Here is a 19614-nt window from a genome sequence, read left to right on the forward strand (position 1 = left end):
TGCTTTACCTTGTTGGCGTAAGGACGTTCGGGTGCGTAACGGTAAGCTTGTCATCAGTCGCGGTCATCAGCTCGGGGATCTTGCGCCGTCCGCGCCCCGACTGTCGCTGGTCCCGCGCGAGACGTTGCCTGCCGCGCCCGCACCCGTAAATGTAGCGCAGCGTATCTTGCCGCCGGCTTTCGAGCCGGCGGCATCGTCTTTCCCGGTCCCGGCGGCTTCGCCGGCGCCGACCCCGGCAACCCTGCCGGCGGTCACCCCCGAATATGCGATCGTCCACGACCGGCTGACGGCGATCGAGCGGCTCGCTCGCCTGCGCGACCTCGGGGCGCTTTCCGCCGAGGAGTTCGAGGCGGAGAAGTCGATCGTGCTTGGCCTCCCGGCCGACGAGCTGGTCCTCCATGAAGCGCTGGCGCCCGTGGCCGGCGATCCCGCTCTGGCGGCGGCGCGGACCGCCGGAGCGCCGGCCCCGGCGCCGCATCGGCCGAGCTTGCTCGGTCGCCTGCTCGGCTGGCACCTCGTCCCGATCGGCGTCGTTGCCGGTCTCGCTGTCTTATTCGTCGCGCAGCCGCGCGAGACCTGGCGCTTCTTCGACGAGGCGCTTCGCCTGCTCGGCGCCTGACGCTCGGGCTATCCGGCGGGGATAGGCGCCGCCGCCCCGCAGGTGCGGCAGGCCGGGTCCTTGACGATCCGGATCGTCCTCAGGCCCGGTGCGAGGCCGTCGAAGATGTGGAGCCTGCCGGCGGGATCGCCGCCGAAGCCGGTGACGGCGCGAACCGCCTCCATCGCCGCCCAGCTGCCGGCAATCCCCGCCATCGCGCCGAGCACGCCCAGCTCGGAGCAGCTGTCGCAATCCTCGGCATCGAAGGCGTCGCCGACGAAGCAGCGATAGCAGGGCCTGTCCGCCTCCCAGCCGCGGAAGGTGCCGATCTGCGCCTGGAACTGCCCGATCGCCGCCGAGACCAGAACGATGCGGGCCTGGGTGCAATGGTCGGAAACGGCGAGGCGGGTGGCGAAATTGTCGCTGCCGTCGACGACGATGTCGGCCTCGCCGATCAGCGCGCCGGCATTGGCGCCGTCGAGCCGGGCGTTCACGGCGGTGAAGCGGACCTCCGGGTTCAATCGCGCGACGGCTTCGCCGGCGGCGTCGGTCTTCATCCGGCCGACGTCGCCGGTGCCGAACAGCACCTGCCGCTGGAGATTGTCGAGGCTGACCCGGTCGTCGTCGATCACCCGCAGCGATCCCACGCCGGCGGCGGCGAGATATTGCAGCGCCGGCGAGCCGATGCCGCCGGCGCCGATCAAGGTCACCTTCGCTTCGAGCAGCCTGCGCTGGCCTTCGCCGCCAATCTCCTTGAGGACGATGTGGCGGGCATAGCGGTCGAGCTGGGCGTCGCTGAGGATCACCGCCCCGTCGAGCCGAAGCCGCCTTCCCCGCGGGCGGTGGCGTCGAGATCCTCCACCTCCTCGAAGCGCACCTGCAGGACCGGCGCCGGGACGAGCTGGGCGATGCGCTCGCCGCGGACGATCTGGAAGGGCTCGCTGCCGAGATTGGCGAGGATCACCTTCACTTCGCCGCGATAGTCGCTGTCGATCGTGCCGGGCGTGTTCAGCACCGAGATGCCGTTCTTGAAGGCGAGGCCGGAGCGGGGCCGCACCTGCACCTCGTAGCCGTGGGGGATGGCGATGGCGAAGCCGGTGGCGACGGCGTGGCGCTTGCCGGGCTCCAGCGCGAGGCTTTCCGCGGCGACGATATCGAGCCCGGCGGCATGTTCGGTGGCATAACCGGGGAGGGGGAGGCCCTCGCCATGCGGCAGACGCTTAACCTTGATGTCGATCATTCCCGCTCCTGCGTGCGATCAGTTCGTCGAGCGCGTAGCGGCCGGCGCCCTGGGTCGCAAACAGGATTCCGAGGAAGACGAGGATCAAAGCCGGCCACCAGCCGGGAAAGTCCTGCGGCCAGTGCACCATCCGGACCGCGACGATGAACACGAACGTGGTGACGATCCCGGCCCAGCGGGTGAGCAGGCCGAGGATGAAGGCGAAGCCACACAGGAACTGCGCCCACACGCAGAGCGGAGCCATCAGCGCCGGCGAGGGGAAGCCGAACTGTTCGAGGAAGCGGACGAACTCGTCCATGCGCTCGGCGCTGAGGACATTGTCGTGGCTCTGAAAGACGAGAAATGCGCCGGTCACCCAGCGAAGCAGCAGGAGCCCGAGATCGCCGAGCCTCCCCAACGGCGTCAGCAGCAGCCATTTGCCCATCGTCTCAATCCCCCCGCGACAATTGCTCCGCGATCCGGTCGGCGAGGCGCCGTGCCACCTCGGCCTTGGCGGCCCGATCCCAGCTCTCGACGCCGTCGGCGGTGACGAGATGGACCTGGTTCGTCTCTCCGCCCATCGCGTCCCCGGAGACGTCATTGGCGACAATCCAGTCGCTGTTCTTCCTTGCGCGCTTCGCCTGCGCCTCGGCGACGACGTTCTCGGTCTCGGCCGCGAAGCCGACCAGCAGGCGCGGGCGCGCGGGCGATGCGGCGAGACCGGCCAATATGTCCGGGTTGGCCGACCAGCGGAGCGGCGGCGGCCCGTCCGCCTTCTTGAGCTTCTGGGGGGTGGATTCCACCCGCCAGTCCGCGACCGCGGCGACCAGCACCGCGGCATCGGCGGGAAGCGCGGTCTGGACCGCCCGTTCCATCTGGACCGCGGTCTCGACGTCGATGCGGCGGACGCCGGGCGGCGTCGGCAGGGCGACCGGGCCGGAGACGAGCGTCACGCGTGCGCCGAGCTGCGCCAGCGCCGAAGCGATGGCGAAGCCCTGCTTGCCGGAGGAGCGGTTGGCGATCACCCGTACGGGGTCGATCGGCTCGTGGGTCGGGCCGGCGGTGACGATGACGTGGCGGCCGGCAAGCGGTGCTGCCTCGATCGCGCTGGGGCGGGCCGCCGTCTCGCCGTGGACCCGCTCGAGCCAGGCGAGGACAGCCGCCGGCTCGGGCAGACGGCCCGGACCATATTCGCCGCACGCCATCTCGCCTTCGTCGGGGTCGAGGATCTGGACGCCGTCCTCCCGCAAGCGTGCGACGTTGCGCCGGGTCGCCTCGTGAAGCCACATCCGCACGTTCATCGCCGGCACGGCGAAGACCGGCTTGTCGGTGGCGAGGAGCAAGGTGGTGGCGAGATCATCCGCGATTCCCGCGGCCATCCGGGCGAGGAGATCGGCTGTGGCCGGACAGACGAGGATGAGATCGGCCTCGCGGGAGAGCTGGATATGGCCCATCTCCACCTCGTCCTTGAGGTCCCAGAGGCTGGTATGGACCGGCTGCTCCGAGAGCGCGGCGAGGGTCATCGGAGTCACGAACTCGGCACCGCTTCTGGTCAGGACGCAGCGGACGCTGCCGCCCGCCTTGCGGATCAGCCGGACCAGCTCGCAGGCCTTGTAGGCGGCGATGCCGCCGCCGACGATGAGGAGGATGCGCTTGTTCAGCATCGGTCGTGCATGGCTCTCCGGCGACTCCATGTCCATGTTCGTTGCGGGGCCGGAGAAATCAAGCGCGAGCCCGCGCGCCGGTCACGTCATCGTGAAGGCGAGGGCGATCGCGGCGCCGGCCGCGGCCGAGAGCAGGCTGGTGAGGGCCGCCCAGCCGTAACGGTGCGGCCGCACGATCGCGATCTCGGGGAGCGGCGGCACCGGCGGCGCCGCGCCGGGGGGCGGATAATAATAGTCGATGCGCCGCACCAGGTCGGGGAGCTTGCGCAGCAGGCGGACCCCCTTGACGATTTCGTCCGCGAGGCGGGCTTCGGGGCCCAATTCGCCGCGCACCCATTCGCGAAGGAAGGGCTCGGCCGTCTCCCACATGTTGATGTCGGGGTCGAGCGCAGTGGCGACGCCTTCCTCCATGACCATCGTCTTCTGGAGCAGCAGCAGATGCGGCTGGGTCGGCATGTCGAAGTCGCGGGTGATCTTGAACAGGCTGTCGAGCATCTGCCCGACCGAGATGTCCTTGACCGGCAGGCCACGGATCGGCTCGCCGGCGGCGCGCAGCGCGGTCGCGAACTCCTCCATATTGTGGTGGGGCGGCACATATTGCGCCTCGAAATGGATCTCGGCGACCCGCCGGTAATTGCCGGTGATGAGGCCGTAGAGGATCTCGGCGAGCCAGATCCGCGCCTGCCGGTCGATCCGGCCCATGATGCCGAAGTCGATCGCCGCCAGGCGCCCGTCCGGGAGCGCGAACAGATTGCCCTGGTGCAGATCGGCGTGGAAGAAGCCGTCGACCACCGACTGGCGCAGGAAGGCGCGGACCAGGATGGCGGCGAGCGCCTTGAGGTCGTGGCCGGCGGCGACCAGGGCATCGCGGTCGGTGAGCTTGATGCCGTCGATCCATTCGAGCGTGAGCACCCGCCGCGACGTCCGCGTCCAGTCGATGTCGGGAACGAAGAAGCCGCTCTCCGCCTCCAGATTCTGGCGAAGCTCGGAGGCCGAGGCAGCCTCCTGCCTGAGATCGAGCTCGCGATTGGTCCATTGCCGGAAGGTGGCGACGACGAGGCGGGGGCGCAGGCGCGCAACCTCGCCGCCCATCTGCTCGACCTGTGCCGCCGCCCATTCGTAGGTGTCGAGGGCCCGGGCGAAGTCTTCCTCGATGTTCGGCCGCAGCACCTTGACCGCGACCAGCCGGCCTTCGGTCGTCACTGCCCGGTGGACCTGGGCGATCGAGGCCGCGCCGACCGGCACCGGGTCGATCTCCCTGAAGATGTCGCCGATCGGCCGTTCCAGACTCTCCTCGATCAACGTCCGGATCTTCTCGAACGGTGCCGGCGGAAGGCTGTCCTGAAGCCGGGTCAGGTCCTTCGCCGCCTGCTCGCCGACCACGTCGGGACGGGTGGCGAGCGCCTGGCCGAACTTGATCGCGGCCGGGCCGATGTCCTGGAAGGCCTCGGCATAAGTGGGGACGGTGGGAATGCGCGCGCCGAACCGGGCCAGCCTCGCCAGCCGCTTGACCGGCAGCGGCGTGTTCGGATCCCGCTCGATACCGCGCAGCGCGCCGTGCCGGGCGAGGACCCGCCCCCATTTGAGCAGGCGCCAGACGTGGACGACCGGACTGGTCATGAAGCCTGTGCGGCCGACATCAGAGCTTCCAGCCGCTGTGGATCGCGACGAGCCCGCCGAGGATCGGCTCGGCCTTGACGTTGCCGAAGCCGGCCTTGCGGATCATCTTGGCAAAGGCGTCCATGTCGGGGAAGCGCTCGATCGACTCGATCAGGTAGCGATAGGAATCGGCGTCGCGTGCGACCACGCGGCCGATCCGCGGCACCAGGAACCGGCTGTAACCGCGATAGGCCTCGCGAAAGCCCGGCCAGCGGGTCTGCGAGAATTCGAGGCAGAAGAAGCGCCCGCCGGTCCTGAGCACGCGATGCGCCTCGGCGAGCGCCCGGTCGATATGGGTGACGTTGCGGATGCCGAACGCGATCGTGTAGGCGTCGAACCGCGCGTCGGCGAAGGACAAGGTCTCGGCATTTTCCTCGGCCCAGACGAGCCCGTCCAGGCCGCGCTGACGTGCGCGCTCGACGCCGACCGCCAGCATGTCGGGATTGATGTCGGCGACCGTCACCTCGGCGCCGCGCCGCGCCATCCGAAAGGCGATGTCGCCGGTCCCGCCGGCCATGTCGAGGATCCGCTCGGACGCCCGCGGACGCACCCTGCGCACGAACTGGTCCTTCCACAGCCGGTGCTGGCCGCCCGACATGAGATCGTTCATCAGATCGTAATTGGACGCGACGCTCGAGAAGACGCCTCCGACCCGGCGGGTCTTCTCCGCCGGCTCGACCTGTTCGTGCCCGAATGAAACCTTGTCCATGACCGCGCCTCTAGACCAGATTTGCCGGGGCTGGGAACCGAGAGTGGCGCAAAATGATCCGGCGTCGCCACGGGAGCCCGGACAGCTTTCCCGAGGGCTTTTTTCACCGCGCCGGGCTAGGGAGAGGCGGATCGCTCTCGAAGGGACCCGTTTCGACCATGCCTGAGCTTCCCGAGGTCGAGACGACCGTCCGAGGCCTCGCCCCCGTCCTCGAGGGCCGCCGCATCGCCTCGATCGAGCTGCGCCGCGACGACCTGCGCCGCGCCTTTCCGCCCGACCTTCGCCAGCGGTTGACCGGGGCGCGGGTGACCCGTCTCGGCCGGCGGGCCAAATATGGGCTGATCGAGACCGACCGCGGCGACACCCTGGTCTTCCATCTCGGCATGTCGGGGTCGTGGCGGCTCGATCCGGCCGAAACGCTCGCCCACGACCACGTCACCATCGAGACCGACGAGGGCCGGCGAATAAGCCTCAACGATCCCCGCAGGTTCGGCTCGCTCGATCTGCTGGCGACCGATTCGCTGGATGCCGCCGAGCCGTTCGCAAAGATGGGACCGGAACCGCTCGGCGAGGCCTTCGACGGCGCCTATCTCGAGCGGGCGCTCGAGGGGAGGGTGGCGCCGATCAAGGCGCTGCTGCTCGACCAGCGCATCGTCGCCGGCCTCGGCAACATCTATGTCTGCGAGGCGCTCAATCTCGCCGGCATCGCCCCCGGCCGGGAGGGCGGCCGGATCTCCCGGATGCGACTGGACCGGCTCGCCGCGGCGGTGAAGTCGGTGCTGGAGGCGGCGATCGCGGCCGGCGGATCGACCCTGCGCGATTATGCCCAGCCCAATGGCGAGCTCGGCTATTTCTCGGCGAGCTGGCGGGTCTATGGCCGCGAGGGCGAGGCCTGCCCGAATTGCGGGGCGACGATCAGGCGCCGCGTCGACAGCGGCCGCTCGACCTTCTTCTGCCCGCGCTGCCAGCGCTGATTTCGGCCGAGCGGGCGGTTGACCAAAGACGCTTCTGCGCCTAAGTGGCGCCCCTGAGCGGGTGCGGGTGAAGCCGCGCCCTTTTCATTTCAGACAAGAGGCCCCCCAATGGCGAACACGCCGCAAGCCAGAAAACGTATCCGCCGCAACGCGCGCCGCGCCGACATCAACGGCGCTCGCGTCAGCCGCATCCGCACCTTCGTCAAGCAGGTCGAGGCCGCTCTCGCCGCCGGCGACAAGGATAAGGCGCGCGATGCCCTGAAGCGGGTGCAGCCGGAGCTGGCACGCGGAGTCGCGAAGGGTGTGCTGCACAAGAATATGGCGGCGCGGAAGCTGTCGCGTTTGACGCGGCGTCTCATCGCCCTCGGCTAAACCCTTCTAATGCCGGAAACAGCGCCCGTCGGCCCTCGGCCGACGGGTTTTTCGTGTCTGCGAGAAGCCGGCGAAAAAGCCGAGGAGTCTCCGCGATTCGCGCCATGCTGCGCGGCGGCATGATCAGCCAAGTCATTGAAAACACTGGATCAAATTCGCAAGGCCGCGGAGTTGCGCGCTTTTTTGGTGTCAACCCGGTATAATTTGTGTTGCGGATTTTTTACCCCTTGATCGGACTCCGATCGGGTTCCTACAACTGAGTTTCCGCACGGGCGAATCTCCCGTCGGACGCAACAGCAAAATTGGTTCCGAAGCGGCGCCCCGGGGGGTGATTCGCCGTGGGGGGAAGTTTTGCGCTGAGAAAAGGCCGCTTTTGGCGGCAGGGACATGGAAAGGGGGTGCGCGCTTCATGCAGACGCCGGCCGACACTATCGCGCTGAACACCGACACGGGAACGACGGATCCGATCACGTCGGCCTGGGAGTCGATTCGCGCCGGCCTTCGGCGGGACTGCGGCGCGCGCACGTTCGATGGCTGGCTGCGGCCGATCTCGCTCGGCGGCTTCGACGCCGACACCGGGACGCTGCGGCTCGAGCTGCCGTCCCAGTTCATGGCCGACTGGGTGCAGACCCATTTCGCCGAACGGCTTGCCCTTGCCTGGCGTCAGCGGCTGCCCGACGTCCGCCAGATCCGGATCGGGGTCGGCGCCGCGGCGCCGCGCACCGCCGCCCTGGTCGAGATACCGGGGCCGGCCGAGCTGCCGGAGCCGGTGCCCGAGAAGGCCGAGCCCAGTCTCTATTCGGTGGCGCTCGAGCCCCGCTACCGCTTCGAGAATTTCGTCGTCGGCAAGGCTAATGAGGTGGCGTTCAACGCCGCCCGCACTCTCGCCACCGCCGAGAACGTCGCCTTCAATCCGCTCTTCCTCCATGGCGGAACCGGCCGCGGCAAGACCCACTTGCTGCACGCGCTCGGCCACGAATTCCACCGGGTCCGGCCGCGGGCGAAGATCATCTACATGTCCGCCGAGAAGTTCATGGTCGAGTTCGTCGCCGCGCTCCGCGCCAACGAGACGATCCGGTTCAAGCAGCAATTGCGCTCGGCCGATCTCTTGATGATCGACGATGTCCAGTTCATCGCCGGCAAGGAATCGACCCAGGAAGAATTCTTCCACACGATGAACGAGATCATCTCGGCCGGCCGCCGGCTCGCGATCAGCTCGGACCGTGCACCCCAGGACCTGGACGGAATCGAGCCGAGAATCCTGTCGCGGCTGAGCTGGGGCCTCGTCGCGGACATCAATGCCGCCGACCTCGAGCTCAGGCTCAACATCATCACCAAGAAGCTGGAGCAGCTTCCCGACGTGAAGGTGCCAGAGGACGTCGTCATGTTCCTCGCCAAGCGGATCAGCTCGAACGTGCGCGAGCTCGAGGGCGCGCTCAACCGCATCGCCGCCTACGCGATGATGCAGAACCGGCCGATCGACCTCGATTTCGTCGGCGAGGTCCTCGCCAACATCCTGCGCGCCAACCAGCGCCGGATCTCGATCGACGAGATCCAGACCCGCGTCTCCGACCATTACCGCATCCGCAAGGCGGAGATGACGAGCGCGCGGCGGGCCCGCGAGGTCGCGCGCCCGCGCCAGGTCGCCATGTATCTGTCCAAGCAGCTGACCCCGCGCTCTCTGCCCGAGATCGGCCGCCGCTTCGGCGGACGCGACCATACGACGGTGATCCACGCCGTCCGCCAGATAGAGAAATTGCGCGCTCAGGACGCCGAGCTCGACGCCGACATCCGCCTGCTGACGCGCCAGCTCGAGAGCTGAGGGCAGACGAGGGGCGCGGCGCCGTCGCATATCCCGCCCGAGCCCGCTCATCCTGAGTCAGGGCTGAGCTTGGCGAAGGCCCGCATCGAAGGACCGTCCCTCGATACGCCGGTTCGACAGGCTCACCGGCTAGTCAGGATGAGCGGCTATCGTGTTGCGACCGTGCAGCCAAAAAGAAAGGGCCGGTCTCCCGGCCCTTTCCTCATTCCTTTGCTGCGGGCGGAGCCTCAGCGTTCCTCGCGCTCGGGCGCCACGGTGATCCGCACCGTCTCGCCCGAATTGCCCGGGAAGTTGGTGAACATCGCTTCGACGAGGTTCGGCACCAAAGCCGGCAGCGCGTTGCTGCGCGAGCGCGCCTGGGCAAGACCCTCGAACAACGCCTGGCCGTCCGCGGTGCGGCGGATGTCCATGTCGAGGAAGCTCGTATAGAGAGTATAGCTGTCGATATCGTAGCCGCCACCGCCGAACATGAACGGATCGTGCCAGCCCCAGTAGAAGGGGTGGCGGCGATGGCCGAAATAGCCGAAGCGACTGTAATAGGGCCGATAGCCGAAGCCGTAGCCGAACGGATCGGGACGGGCGACGACCCGCTCGCGCCCATCGTCGACGCCGTAATCGAGGGTCACGACCATGGTGGCGCCTTCGGCCGACGCGGCCTCGGCATAGCCCATCTCGATCAGGTTCCGGCGAACCAGGTCGGCATATTGCGAGAATTCGAGGCTGCCCCTCCTCTCGGGGTCCGCCGGCTGGATGACGAAGGTCTGGCCCTGCGGGGCCGGCATCGCCTGGAAGCGCTGCACCTGGGCGGGAAAGCCGGTTGCGCAGGCGCTCAGCGCGAGCGCGGCGACCGGCGCGGTGAGCGCCAGCATCTTCTTCTTGAACGACATTCTGAAAGGCCTTTCGACGCGGAACATTTGTCCCGGATATAGAACAACTTGGCCGTTATCGCAAAGAAGCGCTGAATGGCGGATGAAGGGATTGCTGAACGGGGAGTGAAGGTGGAGATCGCGTCCGGGCCGGGGCGCGATCTCCAGGGGACAGAGCCGTAGCGAGGATGCGCAGCGCCCAGCCTCTCCTCCGAAGAGGGGCGCTCGCGGCCGAAGTCAGCGCGGCAGGCCGAGCGCCCGGTAGGCGCCTTCCAGAGTCGGCTTCGCCAGCTCGGCGGCGCGGGCGGAGCCGTCGGCGAGGATGCGGTCGAGGGCGGCGGGATCGGCGGCGAAATCGTCGAGGCGGCCGCGGATCGGTCCCAGCGACTCGACGAGCAGGTCGGCGAGCGCCGGCTTGAACGCGCCGAAGCCCTTGCCGGCATATTCCTCGACCACCGACTGCGGCGTTCGATCGGTGAGGGCGGCGTAGATGCTCACCAGATTCTCGGCCTCGGGCCGGCCGGACAACGCCTCGAAACTGTCGGGCAGCGGCTCGGGGTCGGTCTTCGCCTTGCGGATCTTCTGGGCGATGGAATCGTCATCGTCGCTGAGGTTGATCCGGCTCATGTCGGACGGGTCCGACTTCGACATCTTCGAGCGGCCGTCGCGCAGCGACATGATCCGCGCGGCCGTGTCGCCGATCAGCGGCTCCGGGACGGTGAACAGGTCGACGCCGTAATCGGTGTTGAACTTCATCGCGATGTCGCGGGTGAGCTCGATATGCTGCTTCTGGTCCTCGCCCACCGGCACATGTGTGGCCTGATACAGCAGCACGTCGGCGGCCTGGAGCACCGGATAGGCATAGAGGCCGATGCTGACGCCCTCCCGGTTCTTGCCCGATTTCTCCTTGAACTGGGTCATCCGGTTGAGCCAGCCGATGCGGGCCGTGCAGCCGAGCAGCCAGGCCATCTCGGCATGAGCGGGGACGCGGGCATGGTTGAACAGCACTGTCCGTGCCGGATCGATGCCGCAGGCCACCAAAGCCGCCGCCATGCCGTGGATGTTGCGCCTCAGCTCGGCCGGATCGTTATAGACGGTGATGGCGTGGAGGTCGGCGAGGAAGATCAGGAAATTGTCGGCGCCCTCGACTTCGTCCTGCAGCTTCACCCAGCGCCGGATCGCCCCGAGATAATTGCCGAGATGGAGATTCCCGGTCGGCTGGATGCCGGAGATGATACGCATCACGTCTTCCTCTTCATGAGCAGCTGCAGGCGCGTCCGATCGACGGCGCCGTCGAGCGCGGCGACGCCGAAATAGGCGACCGCCCCCGCCAGCACCAGCGCGGCGACCGACGCCGCGCGCTCGACGATGGAGCCGCCATACCAGCCCTGCAGCGCCGGACGCAGCAGCAGCAGGACGGCGACCATCGCCCCGGCGGCGAGCGCCTGGCGCAGCAGCTGCCCGACCAAGGTGGAGTCCATCCGATAGAGGCCGCGCCGGACCAGGACGATGTAGAGGAACAGGGTGTTGAGCCAGGCGCCGATCGCGCTGCTCGCCGCCAGCCCGACGATTCCGTAGCGATCGACGAAGAGGATGTTGAAGCCGGCGAAGAAGATCAGGCCGACGAGCGCGCCGACGACCGGCGTGCGGGTGTCCTTGCGCGCGAAGAAGGCCGGGGTCAGTACCTTGATCATGACATAGGCCGGAAGCCCGGCGACCAAAGCAACGATCACGGAAGCGGTGATGGCCGAATCGGCCGCATCGAATCGGCCGCCCTGGAAGAAGGCGGTGACGAACGGGCCCGCGCAGACCGCGAGCGCCGCAGCCGCCGGCAGAGTGAGCAGCATCGCCAACTCGATCGCGCTCGACTGCAGCCGATCCGCCCCGGCGCGGTCGCCGCCGCCGACGAAGCGCGAAAGCCCCGGCAGGATGGCGGTGCCGAGCGCAATGCCGATGACTCCTAGCGGCAGCTGGTTGAGCCGGTCGGCATAAGCGAGATAGGCGAGCGAGCCTTCCGGCAGGCTGGTGACGAAATAGAGCTGGACCAGCTGATTGATCTGATAGACGCCGGCGCCGAACACCGCCGGCAGGATGATCAGGCCCAGCTCCTTCACCTCCGGGGTCAGCCGCGGCCGGTGCAACGGAAGGCGGATGCCGGCGCGCCGCACCCAGAACCACATCCAGAGCAGCTGGACGATGCCGCCGGCGGCGACGCCCCAGGCCAGCGCGAAGGCGACCGTCTCGTCATCCCCGCCCGCGGCGCGCAATCGGTCGCCTGCGAGAAGGGCGGCGATGAGCGCGATGTTGAGCAGGATCGGGAAGGCGGCGCCCGGCGCGAAGCGCGACAGCGAGTTGAGGATGCCGGTGAGCAGCGAGACCAGGCTGATCAGCACGATATAGGGAAAGGTGATCCGCGACAGTGCGACCGCCAGCTCGAACTTGCCCGGCACTTCGGCAAAGCCACTCGCCATGACCCAGACGATCGCCGGCATGACCAGCTCGAAGAGGGCGGCGAAGCCGATCAGGATCGGCACGAACACCGAGAGCACATCGCGGCAGAAGGCCTCCGCCGAGGCGCGGCCGTCCTCGCCGTGCAGCCGGCGGCTGAACAAGGGGACGAAGGCGGCCGAGAAGGCGCCCTCGGCGAACAGCCGGCGGAAGATGTTGGGGAGCTGGAAGGCGAGCAGGAAGGCGTCGGCGGCGAGGCCGGCGCCGAGGACCCGCGCCAGGATCATGTCGCGCGCGAAGCCCGCCAGCCGGCTGACCAAGGTGAGGCCGCCGATGATCCCCGTCGACCTGAGCAGGCTCATGACCGCCCGGTCCTCCCCCCGTCCGGATTCAGGCCTGGCCGGTCACTTCCCCGGCCTGACCCCCGGTCTCCTCCGCCTGCTGCTGCGCGGCGCGCTGCATGTAGAGGCTGGCGAAGTCGATCGGATCGAGCAGCAGAGGCGGGAAGCCGGCGTCGATCGTCGCATCGGCGATGATCCGGCGCGCGAACGGAAACAGGATGCGCGGCGCCTCGGCGAGAAGGAAGGGCTGGAGCTGCTCCTGGGGGACGTTGCGAAGCGCGAACAGGCCGCCATAGAGCAATTCCATCTGGAAGGCGGTGCCTTCGTCCGCCTTGGCGCTGATCTCGACCTTGAGGACGACCTCGTGCAGGTCCTGGCCGACCGGCTGGGCGCCGATGTTGAACTGCACGTCCATCTGGGGCTGGCCCTGCCACTGATAGACCGCCGGCGCGTTCGGATTCTCGAAGCTGAGGTCCTTCACATATTGGGCGACGACCCCGACCTGCGGCATATTGTCGGCTCCGCCGATCGCCTGCTCGACTGCGCCGTTGCTGCCATCCTGTTCGGCCATCGTGTCAACCCCTTGGAATGTTTCTGGAAAAACGCCGCAGCCCGGTCCCTTGGGGAGGCGCGGTCACGCCTGCGGGCGGGTAGCAGGCGCCACGGCGGCACGCAACATCCGCGTCCCTTGTTCGTTGCGCGGAATGCGGATTTGAAACGGGTCGGCAACGCGCCTATGTAGGAGGGCCTCCAAGGAGAATGGATTTGACCGTCGGAATCGTGCTGCTGGCCATGATAGCCCTGTTCGTTGGGCTGCGGCTTTATGCGGTTCTGGGCCAGCGCACGGGCCACGAACAGCGTCCTGTCACCCGTCCCGAAGCTGCCCCGGGCACCGAGCCCGCCGCCGCGCCGGCCGAGCCCAAGCTCGGCGCCGCCGAGCCGAGCGGCTTCGCCTTCGATCAGAATGCCGCTGCCGGCATCCGCGCAATCGTTGCCGCCGATCCCGGCTTCGACGTCGCCCGTTTCCTGGAAGGCGCGCAAGGCGCCTACCGGATGGTGCTCGAGGCGTTCTGGAAGGGCGACCGCGAAGAGCTCGCCTTCCTCGCCAGCGGCGAGGTGCTGGCCGCCTTCGAGGCGGCGATCGCCGAGCGCGAGGCCGCCGGCCACAAGCTCGACAACCGTCTGGTCGCGATCGAGCGCGCCGCCATCGACGATGCCCGCCTCGACGGCCGCGTCGCGGAGATCGACGTCCGCTTCGACGCCTTCGTCGCCGCCGTGACCCGCAATGCCGAGGGTGAGGTGGTCGCCGGTTCGCTCACCGACGCCGTGCCGACACACGACGTCTGGACCTTCCGCCGCACCGTCGGCAGCGACGATCCCAATTGGGTCCTGGTCGAGACCGACGAAGTCGCCTGAGGCCGGGGCGTAAGACGCATCCTTCCGACTTAAGCCCTCCCCTTGATGGGGAGGGCTTTTTTTTGGCGCGAGGGTTTCATTTGGCGTTTGCCATTCGCTGCTGAGTTCGCGAGGCGAGCCCGTCTCCCTTCCTCCTCCCTGCCTTCCTCGCTAAGCCTTCCTTCGTGCACCGCCGCGATTCCTTCTCCTTGCGCTCCTTCCTCTGCTTCACGCTGCTGATCGCGCTGGCGAGCTGCGCGCGCGTCGTGCCGCCGCCGCGCACCGTCCCGACCCCGCCTCCGGTCGTGACGCCGCCTCCGGCCCAGACGCCGCCTCCATCCGAAGCGCCGCTTCCTCCAGCGACCGCCGCGCAGGCGGGAGTTCGCCCCGGCCCGGCGCTGGGCGCGCTCGAAATCTCGCCGGCCGCCGCCGCATCGGCGCTCGCCGCCTTCCGGATCAGCTGTCCCGACATCGTCCGTCGCGCGGACCTGTCGGGCCTCGCCAGGCCCGCCGACTGGGCGACGGCCTGCGCCGCCGCTTCCAGCTGGGGGAATGCCGATGCGCTCGCCTTCTTCGCCGCGCATTTCGAGACGGTCGCGGTCGGCGACGGCACGGCCTTCGCCACCGGCTATTACGAGCCGGAGATTGCCGGCTCCCGCGATCGGCGGCCGGGCTACGACGTGCCGGTCTACGCCAAGCCCGACGACCTGCTCGACCGCAATCCGCTGACCGGCGAATCGGGCCGCGGCCGCCTCGACGGGGAGGGGCGCTACGTCCTCTATCATGACCGCGCCGCCATCGAGGCCGGTGCGCTCGCCGGACGCGGCCTGGAGATCGCCTGGGCGGCCGACCCGGTCGACCTCTTCTTCCTCCAGATCCAGGGATCGGGCCGTCTGCGCCTGCCCGACGGCGGCGTCATGCGGATCGGCTATGCCGGACAGAATGGCCGCGAATATGTCGCGATCGGCCGGCTGATGCGCGAGCGCGGAATCCTCCAGAGCCCGATCACCATGCAGGCGATCACCGCCTGGCTGCGCGCCCATCCGGAAGAGGGGCGGGCGCTGATGCGGGAGAATAGGAGCTATGTCTTCTTCCGCGAGCTGACCGGGCCCGGCCCGCTCGGCGCGCTCGGTCGGCCGGTCACGCCCCGGGTGTCGGTCGCCGCCGACCCGCGCTTCGTTCCGCTGGGCGCGCCGGTCATCCTGGCCGGCATGGACAACAGCCTCGCCGACGGCCTGTGGGTCGCGCAGGATACGGGCGGCGCGATCCGCGGCGCCAATCGCTTCGACACCTTCTGGGGCGCCGGTCCCCAGGCGGCGACGATCGCCGGCGGCATGTCGGCGCGCGGCCGCGCCTATCTGCTGCTGCCGCGGGGCAGCCTCGCCCGACTATCCACCCGCAACGCCCTTGCGCCGGCTCAGCGCTGAGGAGCGCGCATTATGGCGCAAGGTGGTGGAGTCGGTCCGGCCGCTGCCTGGCCGGGCCTCCCCGGCGGCTGACGCGCCCGAGCCGGCCGCTGCGCCCCCGGCGGCGAGCCCCGTGCCGCGGGCCCGGGCTGCGCCGTCCCCACCCGCTGCGGCCGCGCCGAAGCGCGCCGTACCCGGGACGACGCTCGATTCGACGTGGGACAGGCGGCTGGCGCGCGGCCTGGTCACGCCCGACGCGGTCGTCGACCTTCACGGCCACAATCTCGCCACCGCCTACGAGCTGCTGGATCACCGGCTCGCCCAGGCGATCGCCGGCGGCGCGCGGCTGATGCTGCTCGTCACCGGCAAGCCGCCGAGCGACGATCGCCGGCCGGTCGCGCGCGGCGCCATCCGCGCGGCGGTCGGCGACTGGCTCCACGCCTCCCGCCACGCCGCCGACATCGCCGCCGTCCGGGCCGCCCATCCCCGCCACGGCGGCGCCGGGGCGCTCTACATCGTGCTGAGACGGAAGAAATAGCCCTTCGCGTCCCGGCAACTTGCCCTTACGCCGGCGAACCAGAGACTGCCCGAACATGTCGCGGAGGCCGGAGTGACCGCCAATCCCTTGCTCGACGAGCTGCTCGGCCCGCTGCACATGCACTTCCTGTGCGCGCGCGCCGCCTATCAGGACTATCTGGCGAACGGCCGGACCTGGCTCTGGGCCTGCAGCCTGAGGCGCATCAACAAAGCCGTCTGCTCGCTGCTGATGGCGAAGGGCTATTTGCTGCCCGACGAGATGCAGGATGCCGCGACGGGCCTGGTGCGGCATTTCAACGTCTGGCTGACGCTCTGGGACGATCTCGCCGACCGCACCAAGCCGGCACCCGGCGACCCGTTCGTGTTCGAGAATGAAGTCACCTATCCGCGCGACGCGGAAGCGCGGCTGGAACGGCTGTACGATTCGCTCCGCTAGCGCGGCGCCGCGATCGCCGTGGGGCTAGAGCGATTTCTAGTCGGATGGGAACATCCGACGACTCGGAAATCGCGACATATCAAGCCCCTAGATCGGATGATCTGATGCGATCAGATCACAATCCGGTCTAGCCGGCCAGCGCCCGGCGGATCACCCGTTCGTAGATGCGCTGCAGGCTGCGGATGTCCTCGACCGCGGCCGCTTCGTCGAGCTTGTGCATGGTGGCGTTGGGCAGGCCGAAATCGACCACCGGGCAGAGCGCGATCAGGAAACGCGCGTCGGAGGTGCCGCCATGGGTGGAGAGACGCGGCGAGATCCCGGTCTCGGCGCGGATCGCCTCGCTGACGATGTCGTAGATCGGCCCCGGCGGCGTCAGGAAGGCCTCGCCCGAGATCTTCGCCTCGACGACGGCGCCGGGCGCCTGAGCCTCGGCGGTGCGGCGGACGAGCTCGACCAGGTCGGCGCCGCGCTGGAGATTGTTGAAGCGGATGTTGAGCTGGATCCGCGCCCGGCCGGGAATGACGTTGGTGGCTCGGCTGCTCGTCTCGACCGCGGTGATCTCGAGATTGGACGGCTGGAAGATGTCGTTGCCGTCGTCGAGATGGAGCGAGTCGAGCGCCGCGATCAGCCGGCCCAGTCGCGGCACCGGATTGTCGGCGCGGTGGGGATAAGCGACATGGCCCTGGGTGCCGGGCACGTCGATCCACATGTTGACCGAGCCGCGCCGGCCGATCTTGGCGATGTCGCCGAGCCGCGCCTCCGAGGTCGGCTCGCCGATCAGGATCATGTCCGGCCGAATCGCGCGCGCCTCCATCCACTCGATCAGCTTCGGCGTGCCGTAGGTCGCCGGGCCTTCCTCGTCGCCGGTGATGATCAGGCTGATCGTTCCGTCCTGGTCGGCCGTCGCCGCGCAGGCGGCGACGAAGGCGGCGATGCTGCCCTTCATGTCGACGGCGCCGCGGCCGTGGAGCAGGCCGGCGCGCAGGTCGGGCGCGAACGGGTCGCTCGCCCAGCCTTCGCCCGCGGGCACGACGTCGAGATGCCCGGCAAAGCCGAGATGCCGTCCGCCCGAGCCGCGGCTCGCATAGAGATTCTCGACCGGCCCGTCCGGCGCCTCGCCGGCGACGAAGCGGTGGACCTCGAAGCCGAGCGGGGCCAGGGCCGTCTCGAGCCGGTCGAACACCTCGCCGCTGGCCGGCGTGATGCTCGGGCAGGCGATGAGGCGGGCGGCAAGCTCGACCGGATCGATTGTCGTCGTCATGCCGCCTGCCTAGAGGATATCGCGCGGCGACACACCTGCTCGCTGCATCCGCGCGAAAGGGGAGGGCCATGCCGAAACTGGACCTGGAATCGATCGAGCAGACCAACCGCACCGGCTATCCGCCGCCTTTCGCCGAGCCGATGGCCAAGCGTCTCTATCGCCGCCTGGCGCAGGCCGCCGGACTGACCGACTTCGGCGTCAGCCACGTCTTGCTCGAGCCGGGCGGAATCTCGAGCCAGCGCCATTGGCACGAAGGCGAGGACGAGATCGTCATCATGATCGACGGCGAGGCGGTGCTCGTCGAGGACGAGGGTGAGACGGTGATGCGCCCGGGCGACTGCGCCGCCTTCCCCAAGGGCGTCGCCAACGGCCACCATCTCGTCAACCGAAGCGATCGGCCCTGCATCTTCTACGCGATCGGCCGCTGGGCCGACAGCGACTGCCACTATCCCGACATCGACCTCCATCTCGACGGGAAGACCCAGAAGTTCGTCCGCAAGGACGGCAGCGACTATTGAGCCGTTCGTGTTTGTGGACCGCTGAGCAACGCCTGCCCCCGCCGAAGGCGGCGAGGATTCGCGCGGAGACGCGGAGGCGCGGAGATTTCGCCGCGGCATCGGTCGAGGCGCGCCTGTCGATCCGATGCAGGAGCAAGAGCCGTGCCCAGCCTCTTCGCGACTTCGCGTCTCCGCGCGAGAATAGACGGCGCGATCGAAGCGTGCGGCGTGCACCGCGTGCTATCGCGTCCCTTCCGCTTCGGGAACCCGGGTCGCCTGGATGTGGACCGCGCGCCACGCGCCGTCGATTCGGCGGAAGGTGTCGGCAAAGCGGATCCGGCTGGTGAAGGGGCGGCCGCCGGCGGTGCCGCGCAGGACCGTCTCGCCGCCGACGATACCGGCATCCTCGCCGAGCGGAAGGATATAGCGGTCGGTGATCGTCACCGGCTCGAAGCGGATCTGCGGATCCATCCAGCCGGCGATGAAGCCGGCGCGGTCCTGGCGGGCGCCGTCGCTGCCGACGAAGACCAGATCCGGAGCGGTCATCGCCTCGAGCGTCGCCTGGTCCTGCGCGATCTGCGCCCCGTCAAAGCGGTCGGCGACCTCCCGCAGCGTCTCCGTCGATACTAGTTCGGCCGGCGCCGGGGCAGCGAGGACGATCAGCAAAGCGGCGAGCGCCTTCACGGCTCGGCCGTCTCGTAATGCTCGATCACCCAGGGCTCCTCCTGCGCCGCGTCGATCCACTGCTGCATCCAGGGATGGGCGAGGATCGTCTCCATATAGGCGGCTGCGAACCGGGGTACGGGAACCGAATAGGTTACGAACCGGGTCACCACCGGCGCGAACATGATGTCGACGGCGCCGAACTCGCCGAACAGATAGGGGCCGCCGCTGCCGTAGCGGGCACGCGCCTGCGCCCATAATTCCATGATCCGCAGCAGCTCGGTCTTGACCGGGTCCGACAGCGCCTTCGCCGGGAAGCGCTTGCGCACGTTCATACCGAGCTCGCGGCGCAGGTTAGGGTAGGAGGAGTGCATCTCGGCCGCCATCGAACGCGCCATGCCGCGGGCGGCGTCGTCGCGCGGCCAGTAGCGGGCGCGATCGGTCCGGTCCGCGAGCCATTCGACGATGGCGAGGCTGTCCCAGATCACCGTCTGCTCGTCCCACAGGATCGGCACCTTGCCGCCCGACGGCGCGAACTCGTCGCCCTCGGTCCGCTTGCTCCAATTCTCGTCGAACATGGGCACGGTGATCTCCTGGAAGGGGAGACCGGATTGCTTCACCGCCAGCCAGCCGCGCAGCGACCAGGAGGAATAGGCCTTGTTGCCGATGATGAGCTTGAGCATGGCGGCTGTGTAGCGAGGGAGGGGCCGGAGCGGAAGCCGGCGCTACCAGACGAAGGGCACGAGC

The 19614-nt window shown here is 68.8% G+C and carries 22 protein-coding genes; 9 read left to right on the forward strand and 13 right to left on the reverse strand.

Going from position 1 to position 19614, the window contains the following annotated elements:
• The first annotated feature begins 166 nt into the window (after positions 1 to 166).
• Positions 167 to 619, forward strand: coding sequence for an SHOCT domain-containing protein (locus tag DDE10_RS21695; protein ID WP_114954901.1), 453 nt, complete (start codon positions 167 to 169; stop codon positions 617 to 619).
• 8 nt (positions 620 to 627) lie between these two features.
• On the opposite strand, the gene DDE10_RS21700 is transcribed toward DDE10_RS21695, so the two are convergent.
• The 6 genes from DDE10_RS21700 to DDE10_RS21725 all read right to left on the reverse strand — a co-directional run bounded on the left by DDE10_RS21700 (position 628) and on the right by DDE10_RS21725 (position 5849).
• Positions 628 to 1404 carry a HesA/MoeB/ThiF family protein gene (locus DDE10_RS21700; protein ID WP_114954902.1) on the reverse strand — a complete coding sequence of 259 codons (777 nt, stop codon included), beginning with the start codon at positions 1402 to 1404 and terminating at the stop codon, positions 628 to 630.
• On the reverse strand, positions 1401 to 1838 hold the full coding sequence (dut, locus tag DDE10_RS21705; RefSeq protein ID WP_114954903.1) for a dUTP diphosphatase: 438 nt from the start codon (positions 1836 to 1838) through the stop codon (positions 1401 to 1403). Before dut ends, DDE10_RS21700 begins: the two co-directional genes overlap by 4 nt.
• On the reverse strand, positions 1819 to 2262 hold the full coding sequence (locus tag DDE10_RS21710) for a DoxX family protein (RefSeq protein WP_114954904.1): 444 nt from the start codon (positions 2260 to 2262) through the stop codon (positions 1819 to 1821). Before DDE10_RS21710 ends, dut begins: the two co-directional genes overlap by 20 nt.
• Before the next feature lie 4 nt (positions 2263 to 2266).
• Positions 2267 to 3481, reverse strand: a complete 1215-nt coding sequence (coaBC, locus tag DDE10_RS21715; RefSeq protein ID WP_114954931.1) for a bifunctional phosphopantothenoylcysteine decarboxylase/phosphopantothenate--cysteine ligase CoaBC — start codon at positions 3479 to 3481, stop codon at positions 2267 to 2269.
• A gap of 81 nt (positions 3482 to 3562) precedes the next feature.
• Entirely contained in the window at positions 3563 to 5101 is a 1539-nt protein-coding gene (ubiB, locus tag DDE10_RS21720) for a 2-polyprenylphenol 6-hydroxylase (protein ID WP_114954905.1), read from the reverse strand.
• Between the two features lie 19 nt (positions 5102 to 5120).
• On the reverse strand, positions 5121 to 5849 hold the full coding sequence (locus DDE10_RS21725; protein WP_114954906.1) for a class I SAM-dependent methyltransferase: 729 nt from the start codon (positions 5847 to 5849) through the stop codon (positions 5121 to 5123).
• 158 nt (positions 5850 to 6007) lie between these two features.
• On the opposite strand from DDE10_RS21725, the gene mutM reads away from it, so the two are divergent.
• From mutM to dnaA, 3 genes are all read left to right on the forward strand, one after another.
• On the forward strand, positions 6008 to 6823 hold the full coding sequence (gene mutM, locus DDE10_RS21730) for a bifunctional DNA-formamidopyrimidine glycosylase/DNA-(apurinic or apyrimidinic site) lyase (protein WP_114954907.1): 816 nt from the start codon (positions 6008 to 6010) through the stop codon (positions 6821 to 6823).
• Between the two features lie 108 nt (positions 6824 to 6931).
• Positions 6932 to 7195 carry a 30S ribosomal protein S20 gene (gene rpsT / locus DDE10_RS21735; protein WP_114954908.1) on the forward strand — a complete coding sequence of 88 codons (264 nt, stop codon included), beginning with the start codon at positions 6932 to 6934 and terminating at the stop codon, positions 7193 to 7195.
• A gap of 409 nt (positions 7196 to 7604) precedes the next feature.
• On the forward strand, positions 7605 to 9017 hold the full coding sequence (dnaA, locus tag DDE10_RS21740; RefSeq protein ID WP_114954909.1) for a chromosomal replication initiator protein DnaA: 1413 nt from the start codon (positions 7605 to 7607) through the stop codon (positions 9015 to 9017).
• A gap of 227 nt (positions 9018 to 9244) precedes the next feature.
• Here dnaA and DDE10_RS21745 read toward each other — a convergent pair whose 3' ends face one another.
• From DDE10_RS21745 to secB, 4 genes are all read right to left on the reverse strand, one after another.
• The gene (locus DDE10_RS21745) at positions 9245 to 9904 is read right to left on the reverse strand and encodes a DUF4136 domain-containing protein (protein ID WP_114954910.1); all 660 of its coding nucleotides are present in this window, start codon (positions 9902 to 9904) and stop codon (positions 9245 to 9247) included.
• A gap of 216 nt (positions 9905 to 10120) precedes the next feature.
• The gene (gene trpS / locus DDE10_RS21750; protein WP_114954911.1) at positions 10121 to 11125 is read right to left on the reverse strand and encodes a tryptophan--tRNA ligase; all 1005 of its coding nucleotides are present in this window, start codon (positions 11123 to 11125) and stop codon (positions 10121 to 10123) included.
• Positions 11125 to 12693, reverse strand: a complete 1569-nt coding sequence (gene murJ / locus DDE10_RS21755) for a murein biosynthesis integral membrane protein MurJ (RefSeq protein WP_114954912.1) — start codon at positions 12691 to 12693, stop codon at positions 11125 to 11127. Before murJ ends, trpS begins: the two co-directional genes overlap by 1 nt.
• A gap of 28 nt (positions 12694 to 12721) precedes the next feature.
• The gene (gene secB, locus DDE10_RS21760) at positions 12722 to 13243 is read right to left on the reverse strand and encodes a protein-export chaperone SecB (protein WP_114954913.1); all 522 of its coding nucleotides are present in this window, start codon (positions 13241 to 13243) and stop codon (positions 12722 to 12724) included.
• Positions 13244 to 13464: 221 nt separating this feature from the next.
• Between secB and DDE10_RS21765 the strand changes: the two genes are divergently transcribed.
• The 4 genes from DDE10_RS21765 to DDE10_RS21780 all read left to right on the forward strand — a co-directional run bounded on the left by DDE10_RS21765 (position 13465) and on the right by DDE10_RS21780 (position 16446).
• Positions 13465 to 14088 carry a Tim44/TimA family putative adaptor protein gene (locus DDE10_RS21765; protein WP_114954932.1) on the forward strand — a complete coding sequence of 208 codons (624 nt, stop codon included), beginning with the start codon at positions 13465 to 13467 and terminating at the stop codon, positions 14086 to 14088.
• Between the two features lie 164 nt (positions 14089 to 14252).
• A complete protein-coding gene (gene mltA / locus DDE10_RS21770) occupies positions 14253 to 15494 on the forward strand; it encodes a murein transglycosylase A (RefSeq protein WP_284734821.1) in 1242 nt (413 codons plus the stop codon).
• 112 nt (positions 15495 to 15606) lie between these two features.
• Complete coding sequence (locus DDE10_RS21775; RefSeq protein ID WP_349356553.1) at positions 15607 to 16011, forward strand: Smr/MutS family protein; 405 nt, start codon at positions 15607 to 15609, stop codon at positions 16009 to 16011.
• Between the two features lie 72 nt (positions 16012 to 16083).
• Positions 16084 to 16446: a hypothetical protein gene (locus tag DDE10_RS21780; RefSeq protein ID WP_114954916.1), complete on the forward strand. Its 363-nt coding sequence runs from the start codon at positions 16084 to 16086 to the stop codon at positions 16444 to 16446.
• A gap of 127 nt (positions 16447 to 16573) precedes the next feature.
• On the opposite strand, the gene dapE is transcribed toward DDE10_RS21780, so the two are convergent.
• On the reverse strand, positions 16574 to 17707 hold the full coding sequence (dapE, locus tag DDE10_RS21785; RefSeq protein ID WP_114954917.1) for a succinyl-diaminopimelate desuccinylase: 1134 nt from the start codon (positions 17705 to 17707) through the stop codon (positions 16574 to 16576).
• Positions 17708 to 17775: 68 nt separating this feature from the next.
• Here dapE and DDE10_RS21790 point away from each other — a divergent pair, with 68 nt between their 5' ends.
• Positions 17776 to 18225: a cupin domain-containing protein gene (locus DDE10_RS21790; protein WP_114954918.1), complete on the forward strand. Its 450-nt coding sequence runs from the start codon at positions 17776 to 17778 to the stop codon at positions 18223 to 18225.
• Between the two features lie 219 nt (positions 18226 to 18444).
• Here the strand turns inward: DDE10_RS21790 and DDE10_RS21795 are convergent, their stop codons facing one another.
• Together DDE10_RS21795 and DDE10_RS21800 are read right to left on the reverse strand one after the other, a co-directional pair.
• Entirely contained in the window at positions 18445 to 18888 is a 444-nt protein-coding gene (locus tag DDE10_RS21795; protein ID WP_162806784.1) for a nuclear transport factor 2 family protein, read from the reverse strand.
• Complete coding sequence (locus DDE10_RS21800) at positions 18885 to 19550, reverse strand: glutathione S-transferase family protein (protein WP_114954920.1); 666 nt, start codon at positions 19548 to 19550, stop codon at positions 18885 to 18887. Before DDE10_RS21800 ends, DDE10_RS21795 begins: the two co-directional genes overlap by 4 nt.
• Positions 19551 to 19614: the final 64 nt, after the last annotated feature.

The organism is Sphingosinicella terrae (assembly GCF_003347635.1).
Classification (GTDB): Bacteria; Pseudomonadota; Alphaproteobacteria; order Sphingomonadales; family Sphingomonadaceae; genus Allosphingosinicella; species Allosphingosinicella terrae.

Excerpts from the sequence above, each read along its gene's own strand:
- dut (WP_114954903.1), bottom strand. The coding sequence starts at position 1,838 with ATGATCGACATCAAGGTTAAGCGTCTGCCGCATGGCGAGGGCCTCCCC.
- DDE10_RS21710 (WP_114954904.1), bottom strand. The coding sequence starts at position 2,262 with ATGGGCAAATGGCTGCTGCTGACGCCGTTGGGGAGGCTCGGCGATCTC.
- coaBC (WP_114954931.1), bottom strand. The coding sequence starts at position 3,481 with ATGCTGAACAAGCGCATCCTCCTCATCGTCGGCGGCGGCATCGCCGCC.
- ubiB (WP_114954905.1), bottom strand. The coding sequence starts at position 5,101 with ATGACCAGTCCGGTCGTCCACGTCTGGCGCCTGCTCAAATGGGGGCGG.
- DDE10_RS21725 (WP_114954906.1), bottom strand. The coding sequence starts at position 5,849 with ATGGACAAGGTTTCATTCGGGCACGAACAGGTCGAGCCGGCGGAGAAG.
- mutM (WP_114954907.1), top strand. The coding sequence starts at position 6,008 with ATGCCTGAGCTTCCCGAGGTCGAGACGACCGTCCGAGGCCTCGCCCCC.
- rpsT (WP_114954908.1), top strand. The coding sequence starts at position 6,932 with ATGGCGAACACGCCGCAAGCCAGAAAACGTATCCGCCGCAACGCGCGC.
- dnaA (WP_114954909.1), top strand. The coding sequence starts at position 7,605 with ATGCAGACGCCGGCCGACACTATCGCGCTGAACACCGACACGGGAACG.
- DDE10_RS21745 (WP_114954910.1), bottom strand. The coding sequence starts at position 9,904 with ATGTCGTTCAAGAAGAAGATGCTGGCGCTCACCGCGCCGGTCGCCGCG.
- trpS (WP_114954911.1), bottom strand. The coding sequence starts at position 11,125 with ATGCGTATCATCTCCGGCATCCAGCCGACCGGGAATCTCCATCTCGGC.
- murJ (WP_114954912.1), bottom strand. The coding sequence starts at position 12,693 with ATGAGCCTGCTCAGGTCGACGGGGATCATCGGCGGCCTCACCTTGGTC.
- secB (WP_114954913.1), bottom strand. The coding sequence starts at position 13,243 with ATGGCCGAACAGGATGGCAGCAACGGCGCAGTCGAGCAGGCGATCGGC.
- DDE10_RS21765 (WP_114954932.1), top strand. The coding sequence starts at position 13,465 with ATGATAGCCCTGTTCGTTGGGCTGCGGCTTTATGCGGTTCTGGGCCAG.
- dapE (WP_114954917.1), bottom strand. The coding sequence starts at position 17,707 with ATGACGACGACAATCGATCCGGTCGAGCTTGCCGCCCGCCTCATCGCC.
- DDE10_RS21790 (WP_114954918.1), top strand. The coding sequence starts at position 17,776 with ATGCCGAAACTGGACCTGGAATCGATCGAGCAGACCAACCGCACCGGC.
- DDE10_RS21800 (WP_114954920.1), bottom strand. The coding sequence starts at position 19,550 with ATGCTCAAGCTCATCATCGGCAACAAGGCCTATTCCTCCTGGTCGCTG.